This window comes from Sorangium sp. So ce176, assembly GCF_051519835.1.
Lineage (GTDB): Bacteria > Myxococcota_A > Polyangia > Polyangiales > Polyangiaceae > Sorangium > Sorangium cellulosum_G.
Map to the genome: position 1 here is coordinate 5,430,394 of NZ_CP150371.1, position 15,016 is coordinate 5,445,409.

Genomic DNA, 15,016 nt, shown 5'->3' on the forward strand with positions numbered 1-15,016 from the left:
ACACGCGGCAAGGCTGTGGCCGGTCCAGCGTCGGAAGGCGCCCTCGCAGGAGATCCGGCTATCCCGGCGCCGCCGTCGATCCCGCGCCGCCCGCGGGCGCCGCCAGCCGGCGCGCGGCCACGATGCAGATCGCCTCGACCGTGATCAGCGAGAAGAGCTGCCGCGGCGTCACCCGCGTCTTGTCCTCCACCGCCGCGAGCGCCGGGAGCCACGTCTCCAGCCGGGTCACCACCGGCTCGGTGAGGAACCCCTCCTTCATCACCTCGGGCGACGAGAAATCGAGCCGGGTGATGAAGTTGAACTCGCTCTCTCGCGCGCGGATCTGGAGCTCGTGATCGACCATGAACACGATGTCCACGAAGTCGAGCGAGTCGGCGCCTAGATCGTCGGTGAGCCGGCTCCCGAGCTCGACCGCCTCGGCCTCCACGGCGAGGCTCTCCACGATGCAGCGCTTCACCGTGTCAATCACATGCGGAGGGATGTCCACGCTCGCTGCGCCCGCGTCCGTCATCGGATCCACCTCGTGACCTTGCTCCCGGCCTTGCGATCGGTCGGCGCCGGCTCGCCGGCCGCGTACCCGACCGCCACGAGCGCGACGATACCCCAGCTCGCGGGCACGCCGAGGATCTCCTTCAGCCGCCCCGCCGCGAGCAGCGGCCCCGTCATCGCCGACGCGCCGAGCCCCGCGCCGTGCGCCGCGAGCAGCAGGCTCATCAGCGCGAGCGACGCGCCGACAAGGCCCGAGTCGCGCTCCATCGCGGCGATCGCCTCGTGGAGCTCCGCCGGCAGCGAGGGCGCGACGAGCCCCGACAGGACCGTGTGCCCGCGGAAGATCGGCGCGATCACGACAGGCGCGCCCTCGAACCGCGTGAAGTAGTCGCCGTACGCCACGAAGCCCGCCCGCCCGTCCGCCGCCACGTGCTCCGCCACGGTGGCCACCGCCTCGCGCACGGCGCCCGCCATCGCCGCGATCGCCTCCGGGCGCTTCACGACGACGAAGCGCCACGGCTGCTTGTTGCTCGCCGACGGCGCCGTGACGGCGAGCTCGATCAGCCGCTCGATCACGGCGTCCGGCGGCGGCTCCGGGAGGAAGCTCCGCACGCTGCGGCGGGATCGCAGGAGCTCCTCGAGCGTCATCCGACAGCGTAGCCCCCGTCCACCGACGCCACCGCGCCGGTGACGTACGCGGCCCTGTCGCTCAGCAGGAACGCCGCGTAGCCGGCGACCTCGTCCGGCGCGGCGATCCGCTGCTGCGGCACGCGGGCGACGATCTCCTCGCCGGCGAGCGCGCGCGTCCCGCCCAGCATGTCCGTGTCGATCGGCCCGGGCCGCAGGCAGACGACGCGGACGCCCTTCCGCGCGTACTCGACAGCGAGCGCGCGCGTGAGCGCCTCGATCCCGCCCTTCGCGGCCGCGTAGGCGGCTTGACCTCGCGCGGGGCGGACCGCCGCGACGGAGCTCACGTTGAGCACGACGCCCCGCCTGCGCCGCATCATGAGCGGCAGCACCGCGCGCGCGCACAGGAGCGGGCCGAGCAGGTTCGTCTCGATCTGCGCCCGGAGCTGCGCCACGTCGCTCGCCACGAGCAGCCCCGGCGCGACCGCCCCGGCGCCGTTGACCCAGCCGTCGATCGGCCCGATCTCGGCCTCGAACCGCTCGATCGCCTCCGCCGCCGCCGCCGCGTCCGCGACGTCGAACCCCAGGGCGAGCGCGCGCCCCCCGCGCGCCGCCTCGACAGCGCGCGCGACCTCCGCTGCCTCGGCCGCCCGCTCGCGGTAGCCGATCCCGACGCCGGCCGCGCCCTCCCGCGCGCACGCCAGCGCGATGGCCCGGCCGAGGCCGCGGCTCGCGCCCGTCACCACCACGCGCTTGCCCTCGAGCAGGAGGCTCACGGCCGGATCGCCTCCGGGTGGCGCAGGACGATCGCCGCGTTGTGCCCGCCGAACCCGTACGAGCTCGAGAGCACGTGGCGCTGGCTGTGCGCGCGCGCCTCGTTCGGCACGTAGTCGAGGTCGCACTCCGGGTCCGGCTCGTGGAGGTTGATCGTCGGGTGCACAGCGCCGCGCAGCATGCACGCGATCGCGGCCACCGCCTCGACCGCGCCGGACGCCGAGATCAGGTGGCCGATCATCGACTTCGTCGCGGAGACCGGGACGCCGCGCGCGCGCTCCCCGAGCAGCCGCTTCAGCGCGAGCGTCTCGGCGGGGTCGTTCTTCGGCGTGCCCGTCCCGTGGGCGTTGATCGCGTCGACATCGTCCGGGCCGATCCCCGCGTCGGCGAGCGCGCGCGCCATGGCCAGGAAGGCGCCGCGCCCCTCGGGGTGCGGATCGCTGATCTTGTACGCGTCGAAGCTGCTCCCGTACCCCGCGACCTCGGCGAGGATGCGCGCGCCGCGCGCCCTCGCGTCGTCGAGCCGCTCCAGGACGAGGACGGCCGCCCCCTCGCCCATCACGAACCCGTCCCGCGTCCTGTCGAACGGCCGCGACGCTGTCTCGGGCCTGTCGTTGCGGAGGCTCGTCGCCTGCAGCGCGCAGAAGCCGGCGACGCCGAGGGGGTTGATCATCGAGTCGGTGCCGCCCGCGAGCATGAAGCGGCGGCGGCCCGCGGCGATGAGCCGGTACGCCGCGCCGATGGCGTCGGTGCCCGCGGCGCAGGCCGACACGTGCACGAGCGGCGGCGCGGCGAGGCCGAAGCGATGGCCGAGCGCGTGGACGCACACCTCCGAGGGCGTCTGCAGGAAGCCGAGCCGCGCGGCGAGGCCCTCGGGCAGCGCGAAGCCCGGGCGCCGGGCCATCGCGAGGTGATCCATGTTGAAGAGCTCGAGCCCCACGCCCAGGCTCACCCCCGCGTCGGCCGGCGGCGGGCGGCCGTCCGCGCCGGCGCCGGGCGCGAGCCCGGACGCCTCGAGGGCGCTCCTCGCCGCCGCGAGCGCGAACGCGACCTTGCGGTCGCCGAGCGGCACCTCGGCCGGCAGCGGGGCCTGCCCGGCGATGCGCGTGGGCAGGGTGGACGCGTCGAACAGGGTGATAGGGCCGATCCCGCTCCTCCCGGCGAGGAGCGCGTCCGCGAACGCGTCCACGCGATCGCCGAGCGGCGACACGACGCCCATCCCGGTCACGACAACGGCGTGGCGCGCCGTCACGACGCCCTCCGGATCCAGCGGCTCTCCGCGGTGATCCCGTCGCGCCCCTCGAGGCGGTGCACGACCTCGACGGCGCCGCCCTCCCACGCGCGCGCGAGCGCGACGAGCGGCGACGCCGGCCCGAGCTCCGCGCCGCCCTCGACCGGCGCGGCCCACGCGCCCGCGACCGCGACCGTCTCGCGCTTCGCGGGCGCGCGGGCGAGCGGATCGAACGGCGCGTACGCGACGTCGACCGACGCGAGCTCGCCGAGGGCCCGCGCGCCCCGCCGCGCCGCGTGGTCCGCGCGCTCCAGGACGACCGTGGCCGACGCGTCGAGCAGCCGGTCCGCCGGCACCGGGTCGTCGATGCGCCGCATGTGGTGCTCCACGAGGTAGTTGCGCTGGTGCGCCACCCCGACGACGAGCGCCACGTCGACCTCCCCGCGATCCAGCGCCAGCGCCGCCTCCTCGAGCGCGACGTAGAGCTGCCCCGCGCTCGGGTACAGCACGGCGTACGGCCCCTCGATCCCGAAGTTCGCGGCGACGTGGTAGGCGGGCATGTTGGGCAGGCAGCGGAACGCGAGCAGCGGGTGCGCGCGCGTGTACCCCTCGGCGCCGAAGCGCGCCGGGCTGAAGTCCCCGCGCTCGTCGAGCGAGCCCGCGAGCACGGGCGCGATGTCGCGCTCCAGGAACGGGATGTAGCCGACAGCGAGGTAGAGCCCGGTGCGCTCGCCCGGCGGCGACGCGGCGAGCCCCGCCGCCGCGAGCGCCCGCCCGGCGCTCACAACAGCGAGCGCGTCCTGGAGCCCGAGGTACTTCTTGCTCTTCTTCTCGCGCAGGAACGGCGACGGATCGCACGGCTCGCCGGGCGACAGCACGACGGACGCGAGGCCTGTCACGAGCGTCATGGCAGCCACACCTTGTCCGGGAGCTCGCGCGTCCACAGCGCGTAGAGGTAGCGGCGCTGCGCGTGCACCCGCTCCGAGTCGACAGCCCTCAGCACGAAGGTGAGCGTCGCCCGCATGCACTTCTCCCCGCGCACGTCCGCGCCGACCGAGAGCTTGGCCGCGGCGTCCAGCGACTGCGCCAGCTCGGCGAAGAGCTCGACGCTGTCCCCCGGCTGCGCGGGCCGGTAGAACTTCGCCCTGTCGATCTGCGCGAGGAGCGCCCGGCGCGGCGCCGCCGACGGCCTGTTCTCCGTCACCTCGACGAGGAAGCCGGCGAGCTGCGCCGCCGCCTCGACGAGCAGCGCCCCGGGGTAGATCGGGTAGTCGGGGAAGTGGTCGTGCAGGACCTCGTCGGTCAGGGTCACCGCCTTCAGCCCGCGCGCGCTGCGGCCAGGTTCGACGGCGGTGATCCGGTCGAGGAGGATGTAACGCATCAGGTGGTGCTGGCCCCGGGGGTCATGCCGTCCGCGGCGCCAGGGCGCGAGCGCCCGAGCCACGCCGCGAGCGCGCGATCGAGGACGAAGAACGTGAGCGCCGCCGCGGCAGCGACGAGCGCGAAGTACCGATCGTACCGTGGGAACGCCGCCTCCCAGCCCGCCCAGACGCGGTGCGAGAGGTTCACGTTCGGCCCGGGGGGCGTGAGCGCGCGCGTCAGCCCCACGAGGGCGAGCAGCGCCGCCGTCGCCTTGAGCCAGGCGCGCCGCGCGAGCCCCATCTCCCGCACCGCGAGCACGGCGACGACCGGGCAGAGCACGTGCGGCAGGAAGCTGGTCAGGATGATCCCGCTCCCCGTCGCGATGTCGAGGAGCCACATCGGCGTCCCGAACGCGAGCCACAGCGCCGCGATCGCCGCGAGGTCCGGCTTCGCGAAGAAGCAGCCGGCCGCGAGCAGGATCGGCGCGACGTTGCACATCCAGAGCAGGTCGTACGGCGAGCCCCGCCGCACGTGGTTGCCGCCGTGGACGACGAACGCCATCGCGGCGAGGCCGCCCATCACCCGCAGGCGCGACGAGGACGACGAGGGCGCCGCCGCCATCAGAGCCCCCCGTCGACCATCACCGTCTGGCCGGTGACGTAGGTGTTCTCGAGCGCGAGCCACGCGGCGAGCGCCGCGACCTCCTCGACCTTGCCGAGGCGGCGGAGCCCGCAGTGCTTGAGGTACTCCGCGCGCAGGTCGTCCGGCAGCATGCGCGAGGCGCCCGCCTCGAGCACGCCGGGCGCGACGAGGTTCACGCGGATCCCGCGCTTCCCGAGCGACTTCGCGAGGCTGAGCGTGAGGCCGGACAGCGCCGCCTTCGACGCGGCGTAGGGCACCGGCGAAGGCACCGGCTTGATGCCGTCGACCGAGCCGAAAAGGACGATGTTCCCGCCGCCGTCGAAGTGCGGGAGCAGGCCCCGCGCGGCCGCGAAGGCGCTCGTCACGTTGACGGCGAAGACGTCGGCGAACCCCTCGAACGTGACGTCCTCGATCGCGTCGAACGCCGGCGGCTCGACCGACGACGCGCGCACCGCGCAGTGCGCGAACGCGTCCACGCCCCCGAGCCGCCGCGCGAGCGCGTCCGCCGCCTCCGCCGCCGCGCGCGGGTCGCCGAGGTCGACCTGGAGCGCCGTCGTCCCCGGGAACGCGCGCAGCAAATCCTCAGCAATTTCGCGCCCTTGCCTGTACGTGAACCCCACGCGCGCCCCCGCCCGCGCGAGCTCGGCGACGAGCGCGCGGCCGACAGTGCCCGAGCCGCCGAAGACGACGCAGCGGCGCGGCCCCTCCGCCCTCTCCGCCGGCGCCGGCGTCGCGCCGGCCATCACACGCCCCCGTCCACCACCACGGTGGCGCCCGTCATGTAGCCGTTGCGATCGGAAACGAGGAACGCCGCGAGCTCGGCCACCTCGCGGAAGGTGCCGACGCGGCCGAGCGCGCAGTGCTTCAGGTAATCGGCGAGGCGGTGCTCGGGCAGGTTGCGGCCCACGCCGTCCTCGAGCAGCCCGGGCGCGACGCACAGCACGCGGACGCCGTGGCGCGCGACCTCCTTGGCCATCGCCTCGGTCATCCCCTTGAGCCCGGCCTTGCTCGCGCAGTAGTGGATCGGCGCGTCGATCATCCTCACGCCGGCGAGCGACCCGATGTTCAGCACCACGCCGCGCTTCTTCCGGATCATCGACCGCAGCGCCTCGCGCGCTGTCAGGTACGCGCCCTTGAGGTTCAGGTCGACGACGTGATCGAAGTCCTGCTCCTCGAGCAGCGCCATCGGCAGGTTCTGCGACACGCCGGCGTTGTTGACAAGCACGTCGACCCCGCCCCACGCCTCCTCGACGGCGCGCACCATCGCGCGCGTCGCGTCCGCGTCGAGCACGCTCGCCCGGAACGCGCGCGCCTCCGCGCCGCCGGCCGCGATCTCCTCGCAGAGGCGCCGGGCGCCCTCCTCGCTCTTCGCGTACGTGAACGCCACCCGGGCGCCGTGCCGCGCGAACGTCGCGCAGATCTCCCGCCCGAGCCCGCGCCCGCCGCCGGTGACGATCGCGCGCTTGCCGGCGAGCAGGCCTGTCACGTCTTGCCCCAGATCTGCGGCTCGCCGATGGGTCCGGCGTACCGCGGGTCCCTGTCGCGGTAGAGGTTGTTGTACGCGCAGCCGGGCATGAGCCGCCCGTCGGGGAGCGCGTAGTGGGTGCAGCACTTCTTGATGCGGTCGACCTCGAAGTTGTGCACGTCCATGAAGGCGTGGATGAACACTGTCTTCACGAGCCCCTCGCCGATGTGCAGCCGCTCCTCGAGCGCGAGGGCGCGCTCCTCCGGGTACATGAGGAAGATCGCCCGGCGCAGGACCTTCAGGATCCTGTCGCAGTCGGGGACCTGGCCCGAGCTCGTCCACATCTGGTCGATGGCGTCGCGCAGCGCGCCCTCGAACTCCTCGTCGGGGCGGATGGTGCCGCGGTTCGACAGGAGCTCGAGGTACCTGTCGAGCTCGAGGAACCTGGGGAACGGGATGAACTCGCCGTCGACCTTGAGCAGGTAGGTGAGCGCGAAGCAGCTCGGGTGCGAGCACGGCAGCGGCAGGAAATCGCTCTTCTTCAGGAGCCCTGTCTGCTCCTCGGCCGCGCGGACGACATCGGGGATCGTCATCACGTTCAGCGGGTCGTGCGGCGCGAAGTGGGCGCCGCCGTACCCTGTGTACGCCGCCGGCTGGAACGTGAGCGACAGGATGAAATCGTTGTCGTAGAGCAGCCGGAGGCACTCGCCGATGCGGTCGTCGTTCACGCCGCGGGCCACTGTCGAGACGAGGGTCGTGCGCACGCCGGCCCGCTTCAGGTTGGCGAGCGCCTTCTCCCGCGCGGCGGCCTGGTCCCCTGCCCCGCGCAGCACCCGGAGCGCCGGGTTGCTGAGCGCGTCGAGCTGCAGGCTGACGTACACCTTGCGCCGGGCGAGCTCCTCGCAGAAGGCGTAGTCGCTCGCGCAGCGGAGCCCGTTCGTCGAGATCGAGACGCGCGCGATCTCGGTCCGCGCGCGCGCCATGTCGAGCAGCTCCAGGAACTGCGGGTGGAGCGTCGGCTCGCCGCCGGAGAGGTTGATCGTCTCGAGCGTCCCCTCCTTCGCCACGATGCCGTCGAGCACGCGCCCGAACTCCTCGCGCGTCATGTTGTAGTTGTGCCGGTTCTGCACGATGCAGATCGGGCACTCGAGGTTGCAATGGTTCGTGATCTCGATGATCGGCAGGCACGAGTGCTGCTCGTGATCCGGGCAAAGGCCGCAGTCGTCCGGACAGCCGCGCTCGACGGGGGTCGCGTACTCGAGCGGCCGGGATCCCTCCTTCACGTACGTGAGCGACCTCAGGAACCAGTCGGCGTCGCCGGAGATCAGCGCCTCGCTCTGCCCGTGCGCCGGGCACTGCTTGCGCAGGTACACCTTGCCGTCGCGGAGGATCCTCACGCCGTCGACGGCCTTCTTGCACTGGGGGCACAGCCCCCGCGAGAAGGAGTGAAAGACCTCGCGGTCCTTCGCGTTCGGGGTGAACGTGAACTTGCGATCGACAAGCGGGAGCCTGGTTGTCATGACGGCACCTTGAGGATCGGGAGGGAGCGACGGTTCGCCGGCGGCGCGGGCGCCGGCGCGAGGAGCGGGTGCGGCTCGGTCCGGCCCATGCGCTCGAGCATGTCCGGATCGGCGAAGCGCGCGTCGTTCTCGCGGTAAAGCACGTTGTACGAGCAGGTCGGGATGTTGCTGCCGTCGACCTCGGGGACGCCGATACTGCACTTCATGACGCGGGCGACGTCGAAGCTCTCCTCGTCCATGTGAGAGTGGATGTAGATCGCCTTGGTCGCCCGCTCGGCGATCTTCTGCCGCTGCGCCATGGGCAGCGGCTTGCCCGGGGGGAACATCTCCCGGAGCAGGCGCTTCAGCGTCCGGAGCAGCGCCTCGCTCTCGGGCAGCCTGTCCGGGTCGGCCCAGAGCTCGTCCATGGCGGTCCGGAGCGCCTCTTCCACGGGCTCGCGGGGCTGGATGTAGAGCGAGTCGCCGAGCAGCTCGAAGAGCTTCTCCCGGCCCATGAAGCGCGCGAACGGGACGACCCCGCCGCCGTCGAGCGCGAGCAGGTAGCAGATCGAGTAGCAGTGCGGGTGGGCGAGCGGCGAAGGGACGAAGTCGCGCGCCGCGATCGCGCCGCCTGTGTGCTCCTCGAGGAGCCGGTGGAGATCGGGCGTTGTGATGCGCGCCGTGCGGTCGAACCCCGCGCCCCCCTGCCCCGTGAACGTGAGCGTGTGCAGCTCGAGCGACACGATGTTCGGCTTTCGCATCATCAGGTCGAAGAGCTTGCCGAGGTCCTTGTCGTTCAGGCCGGCGGCGATGGCGGGCAGGAGCGTCGTCGTGACGTCGTGCTTCTCCAAGAGCTCGAGCGCCTCGAGCTTGGCGCGCACGGTGTTGGCCCCGAGCATCCGCTGGTCGACCTCGGGGTCGAAGGTGTCGAGCGACAGCACGATGCGCGCGTCCACGGCGGCGAGCTCGCGGACGTAGGCCTCGCTCCGCAGCTTGAGCCCGTTGGTCGAGACGGTGAGTCGCCGGATGCCCGCCTCGGACGCCATCCGGAGCAGCTTCGGGAGCTCCGGGTGCATCGTGGGCTCGCCGCCCGTGAAGTTGATGATGTCGAGCTCGTCGTTCTGGGCGCGCAGGTGGCCGAGGATCGCCGCGAACTCGCGCTCGCTGAGCTGGTGCGCCCCCTCGTTCTTGTTGACCGTGTAGCAGATGGGGCAATCGAGGTTGCACGCCGACGTGATCGGGACGACCGGCATGTACACCTTCTGCTGGTGCGAGGCGCACGGGCCGCAGTCGAACGGACAGCCGCTCCGCACCGCGTGGATCTCGCCGCGCGGCGGCGTGTGCGGCGCGATGAACGAGAGCGCGTCGAGGTACCACTCCACGCTCGAGGCGACGAGCACGCGCTGGTGGCCGTGATCTCGACAGAACTTGTCGAAATATACGGCCCCACCAGAAAACTGGATCTTGGCGTCGACGGCCTGCTTGCACGTCTTGCAGAGGCTCTTCGTCGACGAGTAGTAGACGTGCTCCGTCGGCTGTCGCTGGCTCGCCGTCCCCGTTCCGCAGGTCACCACGGTCGACATGGCGACCAGAAGTACCTGGGCTGGTCGGGCAACGCAACGCTCGGCCTCCCCGCGACGCCGCGCGCGCGCCGCGCTCGCGCGGCGTCGCGGGGCCATTCCCCCGCGCGTGGTTTCGTGTCTAGCCTCCGCCGCATGCTCCGTATCGCCGCTCCCCTCCTCGTCATCGCGCTCGCCGGCTGCGGCGGGTCCTCGAGCCCGCCGCAGCCGGTCGAGCCCACGCCGCCGCCTGTCGTCACCACGCCCGAGCCCGAGCCCGAGCCGCCGCTGGACGACGCGCCGATGCTCGATGTCGTCTCGGCGCAGCCCACCGAGATCCTGCTCGACGGCAAGCCGATCGGGACGACGCCGATCTCGGGGCGCAAGGTCGCGCCCGGCACGCACGAGGTCACCTTCGTGGATCCGGAGCGCGGCAACCGCACGATGATGGTGACGCTCGAGCCCGGCGACGCGAAGACGGTCCAGTCGGACCCGCCGCCCTCCCTCAGGGAGAACGCCGGCGACGCCAGAGGCGAGAAGCCCGAGGAGAAGAAGTAGCGCCGGCCCCCGCGGCGTCGCCTGTCGTGCGCAGCGCCAGCGCCGCGAGCAGCGCGACAGCCCACGCGAGGCCGTAGGCGGCCGCGGGGGACAGCCGCCCGAGCCCGACGCGCAGGGCGACGAAGAACGCGGCGAAGCCGAGCAGGCCGCGCGCGAAGCCCGCGAGCAGCGCCGCTGTCGCGGCCGCGCCGTACCGGGGCAGGGTGAAGCTCGGCAGGATGTTGCCGGCGATCGGGACGGCGAGCAGCAGGCCGCTGAGGCCGGCCGGCGCGACGCCGGCGGTGCGCAGGATGAGCCAGGCCATGGCCATCGCGGCGACGACGCGGCACGCGAGCTCGACGCGCGGGATGGTCACCGCGGCCGCGGCCAGCGGCAGGCGCGGCATGGCCAGCGCGCCCAGGACGGGCGACACGAGCGCCGCGGCGCAGACCGCCGGCGCGGGGAGCCGCAGCGCGAGCAGCGCCGCCCCGAGCGACAGGAACGCCGCGTTGGCCGCGAGCAGCGCCGCGCCCCAGCGGAAGCGCGTCGCGCACCAGGCGAAGCAGAGCCCGTGGGCGATCGTGGCCGGCAGGCACGCCAGCGTCGCGAGCGCGATCGCGCTCACCTGCGCCGGCGGCTCCTGCAGCAGCACGAAGCCCGTGATCGAGCCCGCGATCATCGGCATCCCGGCGAGCGTGCCGCCCACCGCGTGGCCGAAGCGGCGCGCCGCCAGCGACGACGCGAGCACGGCCGCGCCCACGAGCGCGAGCTTCAGCAGCACGCGGTCCCGGGCGTCGGTCGAGCGCGCCGCCGCGTGCATGCGCCTACCTGCGCCATCCGGCGTGACACACAGGGTTGGCTCATCGAAAGAAAACCGAATGAATACGAAACATACGACAACGGCACAGTAGCTGCTTGTTGCGGCTCATGACCATCCTCTCTTCTCGATCGACGCTTCTCCTCCTCGTCCTCGCCGGAGCAGCCTTTGGCCTCGCCGGCTGTTCGGGAAGCGTCGACAGCACGGGCGCTGGCGGCGGGGGGGACGAGACGAACAGCGGCGGCGGCGGGAGCGGCGGCGGTGCCGCCGTGGCCTGCGAGACAAGCGACGACTGCGACGCCGGCGCGTTCTGCCGTTTCGCCGATCACGGGTGCGGGCAGGGCCAGGCCTCGGGCACCTGCACCGGGCTCCCCCTCGAATGCGGCTACGTGCCGGCGCTTGTCTGCGCCTGCGATGGCCAGGTCGAGCGCCAGGACTGCCCCGAGCTCCGGCGCGTCGACATCTCGGCGAACGGGGCCTGTACGCCGCCGGAGGGCACGTTCGCGTGCGGGTACACGTTCTGCCAGACGGGGACCGAGTTCTGCGAGCGCATCGACCATGCGACCACCCAGCCGGGTCTCGTGCGCTTCGTCTGCATGCAGCTCCCCGCCTCGTGCGACGGCAACGACACGTGCGCGTGCGTCGAGGGCATCGACACCCCGTGCCCGCAGACCTCGTGCGAGACGGACAGCGCCGGCCACGCCGTCCTGTCGTGCGTCAATTGAGCCCTGGGCCGCGCGCGGATCGTCACGCGTGGGGCACGGTGATGCCCTGACCCAGGCCGCCGTCGACGGGCAGCTCGACGCCCGTCGTGAAGGTCGCGTCGAAGGCCAGGAACAGCGCCGCGCGGGCCACCTCCTCGGGCGTCCCGATGCGCTTCATCGGGGTGACCTCGCGGCCCTCCTGCTCGAAGGCGGCCAGGACGTCCGCGGAGGCGCCCGCGACGCCCATGGTCGGCGTCTTGATGAAGCCGGGGCTCACCGCGTTCACGCGGATGCGCCGCGGCAGGAGCTCGGCCGCGAAGCCCTGCGCGAACGCGCGGAGCGCGTCGATGTCCGCGAGGCTCCCCGCGTCGGAGCGCACGACGTGCGCCCCGCGGCCGAGCTCGCGCCGCGCCGCCTCGCGGTTCCGCTCGTTCCGGCCGGTGAGCAGCACCTCGGCGCCCCCGTCGAGGAGCGCCTTGACCGTGGCGAGCCCCATGCCGTGGGTCCCGCCGGTGACGACTGCCTTCTTCCCTGCGTAGCTCTTCATGACATGCCCTTTCAGCGATGAGGCGAATCCAATGAACCTGACGGTTCAAAAGAACCTGAAGAACCCGACGAATCAGACCCCTTTACGCAGCACCTTGATGAGCGCGGCCGGAGACTCGTCGCCGAGGCCCGCGGCCACGCCCTTCTCGAAGAGCCCCGCGGCGAACGCCGGAATCGCGCCGTCGATCCTCGCTTCCCGCGCCTGCCGCGCGATGATCTCGACGCCTCGCGCGCAGGTGTCCAGCGAGCTCTCCGAGCCATAGTAGGCTCCGCCCTGGATCACGTTGGCGTCGTGCTTGATCATCGCGCCGATGGCCGGAGCGACGTCGGCCAGCATCGAACCGAGGTCGGCCACGCGCAGGCCCTCCTCCTCGCAGATGCGAGCGCCGTGATAGAAGCCCAGAAGGCCCATGAACAGGTGCGAGAGGAACGCGAGGTCCAGGGCCGACGCCGCGCCCACGTTCTGACCGAGGTAAGGCACGGCGCCGGCCATCTTCTCGAGGAGCGGCTTGCTCGTGCGGTAGGCCGTGGTCGAGCCCGAGACGAGGATGGTGCTCTCGGGCTTCCCCATCTGGCTCGGGACAGCCAGGATCGCGCCATCGAGGTAGTCGACGCCCCGCTCCTTCGCCCACGCCTCCCCGCTCCGGGCGTCCTGCGGGGTGCCCGTGCTGAGCTGGACGAGCACCTTGCCCGCGAGGGCGGCGGCGACCTCGCGCGGCTCCAGCAGGCGGTGCGTCGCCGGGTAGTCGGCGACGCAGACCACGGCGACAGGGCTCGCCTGCGCCGCCTCCGCCACGCTCGCCGCCGCCGCCGCGCCCTCCGCCGCGAGCGGCTCGGCCTTCTCTCTCGTCCGGTTCCAGACGGTGACGCGCGCGCCGCGCTGGAGCAGCGCCCGCGCGAGCGCGATACCCATGGGACCCAGACCGATGATCGAGACGTCACGCATACGATGTCCTCCGTTGGCGCCCCCGCGATCGCGGGTGGGCGCGTTGGCTCGCCATGGGTGCGGCCCGCGCGCGGCGCCGTCGCGCACGTTCGGACGCGCGCAGAGCACGTTCGGACGCCCGTGGCGCGCGGCGCGGCGCCGTTGGATACTCGGGGGGTGATGCGAGCCCCCACGCAGGAGCAAGCCGCGGGCGCGCCCAGGCCCCGCCTCGGGATGCGCCTGGAGGTCCGCACGACCCCGGCCGGCGTTGTCTCGATCGAGGCCGCGGACGACCACCTTCTCAAGGTCCACGCCGGGTCGCCGGTCCGCGGGTGGTGCGGTGCGCACCGGTTCCTCTACACGCGCGGCGACATCGACGTCCTCCCCGCCGGGTACTCGGACGTCTGGGAGGAGTACGACGCGGGGACGTCGCTCCTCCTGCGCCTGTCCCCTTCCCTCCTGCGCCGCGCGGCCGAGGACATGGGGCGCAACCCCGACACGGCCGGCCTCGATCTGCGCCACCAGCTCAGGGATCCGCAGGTCGAGCACATCGCCTGGGCGCTCGACGCCGAGCGCGTGGCCGGATACCCGAGCGGGCTTCTCTACACGGAGAGCCTGGGCCTGGCGCTCGCCGTGCACCTGCTCGGCCGCGCCCCGGCGCCGAGCCGGTCGCCGCGCGGGCTGTCGAGGCAGCAGCTACGGCGCGTGACGGCGTACATCGAGGAGCACCTCGATCAGCGCCTGTCCCTGGAGCGGCTCGCCGGCGTCGCCGAGATCAGCGCGTCCCACCTCAAGACCCTGTTCAAGCGATCGACAGGCCTGCCGGTGCACGAGTACGTCGTCCAGCGCCGGGTCGAGCGCGCCAAGGCGCTGCTCTTGCGCGGCGACCTGCCGGCAAGCCAGGTGGCGATCGAGGCGGGGTTCGCGCACCAGAGCCACATGGCGCGGTGCATGCGCCGCGTCCTCGGCGTGACCCCGACCGCGCTGGCCGGCCGCTCGACCGCCCGCTGATCGCGCTTCACCGCGCCCGTCGCGCGCGCCAGCGCCTTCCTCGCCCAGGCGGGCCGCCGCTTGCTCGGCCTCCGCGCGCGGGCCGAGGAGGCGGTAGGCCAGGCCGATGAGCATCGGCCTCGCGGCCTCGAACGCGGGGGCGTCGTCGCCGGGATCCCTCTCAGTGCCCCGACACCTGGATGCGGTTCCACAGGTTGATCATCGCCACGGCGGCGGTCAGCGCGCCGATCTCCCGGTCGGAGAAGTGTTCCCTGAGCCGCGCGCGGAGCGCCGCGTAGTCGGTCCGCCGGTCGAGGACTGTCAGGGCCTCGGTCCAGGCGAGCGCGGCCCGCTCGCGCTCGCTGAAATCGCGGACGTGCTCCCAGACGACCACCCGGTCGAGCCGGTCGTTCGTCTCGCCGTCCTGCCGCGCCTCCCTCGTGTGCATCTTCACGCAGAACGCGCACTGGTTGATCTGCGACGCGCGGAGCTGCACCAGGTGGATGAGCTTCCTGTCGAGGCCGTAGCCGTCCACCACCTTGTGCACGCCGGCCAGCGCCTGCAGCACGTCCGGGATCTCCTGCTCATACTTCACGGCGGATTGCTCGCTCATCGTGATTCTCCTTGTCATGGGCCGTTCGGCCCTTCCCCCTGATGACGATCCAGCCTTCCCGTCTGTGACGCCTGGCCGACGCGCGCGCTCGCCAAGCCAAATTCTGCCCTCATATGAATTTTGCACCGAGCCATGGAGAGCTCGCCGCGAAGCGCGTCGGCTGGGGAGCCCGGCGCGCCACGAAAGCGACCCCTCCGCCGCCGGAGCGCCTTCCGTGCGCGGGCGAGGGCCTCCGC

The 15,016-nt window shown here is 72.9% G+C and carries 18 protein-coding genes; 3 read left to right on the forward strand and 15 right to left on the reverse strand.

The annotated features are described in order from the left end of the window. Nucleotides 1-58: 58 nt before the first annotated feature. Genes WMF42_RS20300 through WMF42_RS20350 form a run of 11 tightly spaced genes read right to left on the reverse strand, consistent with a single transcriptional unit; the run spans nt 59 to nt 9,672 of the window. Nucleotides 59-511, reverse strand: coding sequence for a phosphopantetheine-binding protein (locus WMF42_RS20300; protein WP_155798101.1), 453 nt, complete (start codon nt 509-511; stop codon nt 59-61). Then, nucleotides 508-1,137 (reverse strand): nitroreductase family protein, encoded by a 630-nt coding sequence (locus tag WMF42_RS20305; RefSeq protein WP_061606364.1) that lies wholly within the window; start codon nt 1,135-1,137, stop codon nt 508-510. Before WMF42_RS20305 ends, WMF42_RS20300 begins: the two co-directional genes overlap by 4 nt. Next, nucleotides 1,134-1,892, reverse strand: coding sequence for an SDR family NAD(P)-dependent oxidoreductase (locus tag WMF42_RS20310; RefSeq protein ID WP_437693651.1), 759 nt, complete (start codon nt 1,890-1,892; stop codon nt 1,134-1,136). The genes WMF42_RS20305 and WMF42_RS20310 overlap by 4 nt, the downstream gene beginning before the upstream one ends. Beyond that, nucleotides 1,889-3,142, reverse strand: coding sequence for a beta-ketoacyl-[acyl-carrier-protein] synthase family protein (locus WMF42_RS20315; RefSeq protein ID WP_437693653.1), 1,254 nt, complete (start codon nt 3,140-3,142; stop codon nt 1,889-1,891). Before WMF42_RS20315 ends, WMF42_RS20310 begins: the two co-directional genes overlap by 4 nt. Next, a complete protein-coding gene (locus WMF42_RS20320; protein WP_437693655.1) occupies nt 3,139-4,029 on the reverse strand; it encodes a beta-ketoacyl synthase N-terminal-like domain-containing protein in 891 nt (296 codons plus the stop codon). Before WMF42_RS20320 ends, WMF42_RS20315 begins: the two co-directional genes overlap by 4 nt. After that, nucleotides 4,026-4,502, reverse strand: a complete 477-nt coding sequence (locus tag WMF42_RS20325; protein ID WP_061606361.1) for a 3-hydroxyacyl-ACP dehydratase FabZ family protein — start codon at nt 4,500-4,502, stop codon at nt 4,026-4,028. The genes WMF42_RS20320 and WMF42_RS20325 overlap by 4 nt, the downstream gene beginning before the upstream one ends. After that, nucleotides 4,502-5,104, reverse strand: a complete 603-nt coding sequence (locus tag WMF42_RS20330) for a hypothetical protein (protein WP_155798099.1) — start codon at nt 5,102-5,104, stop codon at nt 4,502-4,504. The genes WMF42_RS20325 and WMF42_RS20330 overlap by 1 nt, the downstream gene beginning before the upstream one ends. After that, nucleotides 5,104-5,868, reverse strand: a complete 765-nt coding sequence (locus WMF42_RS20335) for an SDR family NAD(P)-dependent oxidoreductase (protein WP_437693658.1) — start codon at nt 5,866-5,868, stop codon at nt 5,104-5,106. Before WMF42_RS20335 ends, WMF42_RS20330 begins: the two co-directional genes overlap by 1 nt. Beyond that, complete coding sequence (locus WMF42_RS20340) at nt 5,868-6,611, reverse strand: SDR family NAD(P)-dependent oxidoreductase (RefSeq protein WP_434048374.1); 744 nt, start codon at nt 6,609-6,611, stop codon at nt 5,868-5,870. Before WMF42_RS20340 ends, WMF42_RS20335 begins: the two co-directional genes overlap by 1 nt. Continuing rightward, nucleotides 6,608-8,110, reverse strand: a complete 1,503-nt coding sequence (locus WMF42_RS20345) for a radical SAM protein (protein ID WP_061606357.1) — start codon at nt 8,108-8,110, stop codon at nt 6,608-6,610. Before WMF42_RS20345 ends, WMF42_RS20340 begins: the two co-directional genes overlap by 4 nt. Further along, nucleotides 8,107-9,672, reverse strand: a complete 1,566-nt coding sequence (locus WMF42_RS20350; protein WP_061606356.1) for a radical SAM protein — start codon at nt 9,670-9,672, stop codon at nt 8,107-8,109. The genes WMF42_RS20345 and WMF42_RS20350 overlap by 4 nt, the downstream gene beginning before the upstream one ends. Nucleotides 9,673-9,804: 132 nt before the next feature. Between WMF42_RS20350 and WMF42_RS20355 the strand changes: the two genes are divergently transcribed. Further along, nucleotides 9,805-10,206 (forward strand): PEGA domain-containing protein, encoded by a 402-nt coding sequence (locus WMF42_RS20355; protein ID WP_437693661.1) that lies wholly within the window; start codon nt 9,805-9,807, stop codon nt 10,204-10,206. On the opposite strand, the gene WMF42_RS20360 is transcribed toward WMF42_RS20355, so the two are convergent. After that, entirely contained in the window at nt 10,154-11,005 is an 852-nt protein-coding gene (locus WMF42_RS20360) for a hypothetical protein (RefSeq protein WP_437693663.1), read from the reverse strand. The two genes, WMF42_RS20355 and WMF42_RS20360, sit on opposite strands and share 53 nt — an antisense overlap. 107 nt (nt 11,006-11,112) lie before the next feature. Between WMF42_RS20360 and WMF42_RS20365 the strand changes: the two genes are divergently transcribed. After that, entirely contained in the window at nt 11,113-11,727 is a 615-nt protein-coding gene (locus WMF42_RS20365) for a hypothetical protein (RefSeq protein ID WP_437693665.1), read from the forward strand. A gap of 22 nt (nt 11,728-11,749) precedes the next feature. Here WMF42_RS20365 and WMF42_RS20370 read toward each other — a convergent pair whose 3' ends face one another. Both WMF42_RS20370 and WMF42_RS20375 read right to left on the reverse strand, forming a co-directional pair. After that, nucleotides 11,750-12,253 carry an SDR family oxidoreductase gene (locus tag WMF42_RS20370; RefSeq protein ID WP_437693667.1) on the reverse strand — a complete coding sequence of 168 codons (504 nt, stop codon included), beginning with the start codon at nt 12,251-12,253 and terminating at the stop codon, nt 11,750-11,752. 72 nt (nt 12,254-12,325) lie between these two features. Continuing rightward, the gene (locus tag WMF42_RS20375) at nt 12,326-13,198 is read right to left on the reverse strand and encodes an NAD(P)-dependent oxidoreductase (protein WP_437693669.1); all 873 of its coding nucleotides are present in this window, start codon (nt 13,196-13,198) and stop codon (nt 12,326-12,328) included. 159 nt (nt 13,199-13,357) lie between these two features. Between WMF42_RS20375 and WMF42_RS20380 the strand changes: the two genes are divergently transcribed. Further along, nucleotides 13,358-14,188, forward strand: coding sequence for a helix-turn-helix domain-containing protein (locus WMF42_RS20380; protein ID WP_437693671.1), 831 nt, complete (start codon nt 13,358-13,360; stop codon nt 14,186-14,188). 160 nt (nt 14,189-14,348) lie between these two features. Here the strand turns inward: WMF42_RS20380 and WMF42_RS20385 are convergent, their stop codons facing one another. Further along, on the reverse strand, nt 14,349-14,780 hold the full coding sequence (locus WMF42_RS20385) for a carboxymuconolactone decarboxylase family protein (RefSeq protein WP_061606352.1): 432 nt from the start codon (nt 14,778-14,780) through the stop codon (nt 14,349-14,351). Nucleotides 14,781-15,016: the final 236 nt, after the last annotated feature.

Excerpts from the sequence above, each read along its gene's own strand:
- WMF42_RS20320 (WP_437693655.1), bottom strand. The coding sequence starts at position 4,029 with ATGACGCTCGTGACAGGCCTCGCGTCCGTCGTGCTGTCGCCCGGCGAG.
- WMF42_RS20355 (WP_437693661.1), top strand. The coding sequence starts at position 9,805 with ATGCTCCGTATCGCCGCTCCCCTCCTCGTCATCGCGCTCGCCGGCTGC.
- WMF42_RS20370 (WP_437693667.1), bottom strand. The coding sequence starts at position 12,253 with ATGAAGAGCTACGCAGGGAAGAAGGCAGTCGTCACCGGCGGGACCCAC.
- WMF42_RS20350 (WP_061606356.1), bottom strand. The coding sequence starts at position 9,672 with ATGTCGACCGTGGTGACCTGCGGAACGGGGACGGCGAGCCAGCGACAG.
- WMF42_RS20380 (WP_437693671.1), top strand. The coding sequence starts at position 13,358 with ATGCGAGCCCCCACGCAGGAGCAAGCCGCGGGCGCGCCCAGGCCCCGC.
- WMF42_RS20325 (WP_061606361.1), bottom strand. The coding sequence starts at position 4,502 with ATGCGTTACATCCTCCTCGACCGGATCACCGCCGTCGAACCTGGCCGC.
- WMF42_RS20365 (WP_437693665.1), top strand. The coding sequence starts at position 11,113 with ATGACCATCCTCTCTTCTCGATCGACGCTTCTCCTCCTCGTCCTCGCC.
- WMF42_RS20360 (WP_437693663.1), bottom strand. The coding sequence starts at position 11,005 with ATGCACGCGGCGGCGCGCTCGACCGACGCCCGGGACCGCGTGCTGCTG.
- WMF42_RS20335 (WP_437693658.1), bottom strand. The coding sequence starts at position 5,868 with ATGGCCGGCGCGACGCCGGCGCCGGCGGAGAGGGCGGAGGGGCCGCGC.
- WMF42_RS20345 (WP_061606357.1), bottom strand. The coding sequence starts at position 8,110 with ATGACAACCAGGCTCCCGCTTGTCGATCGCAAGTTCACGTTCACCCCG.
- WMF42_RS20385 (WP_061606352.1), bottom strand. The coding sequence starts at position 14,780 with ATGAGCGAGCAATCCGCCGTGAAGTATGAGCAGGAGATCCCGGACGTG.
- WMF42_RS20300 (WP_155798101.1), bottom strand. The coding sequence starts at position 511 with ATGACGGACGCGGGCGCAGCGAGCGTGGACATCCCTCCGCATGTGATT.
- WMF42_RS20375 (WP_437693669.1), bottom strand. The coding sequence starts at position 13,198 with ATGCGTGACGTCTCGATCATCGGTCTGGGTCCCATGGGTATCGCGCTC.
- WMF42_RS20305 (WP_061606364.1), bottom strand. The coding sequence starts at position 1,137 with ATGACGCTCGAGGAGCTCCTGCGATCCCGCCGCAGCGTGCGGAGCTTC.
- WMF42_RS20330 (WP_155798099.1), bottom strand. The coding sequence starts at position 5,104 with ATGGCGGCGGCGCCCTCGTCGTCCTCGTCGCGCCTGCGGGTGATGGGC.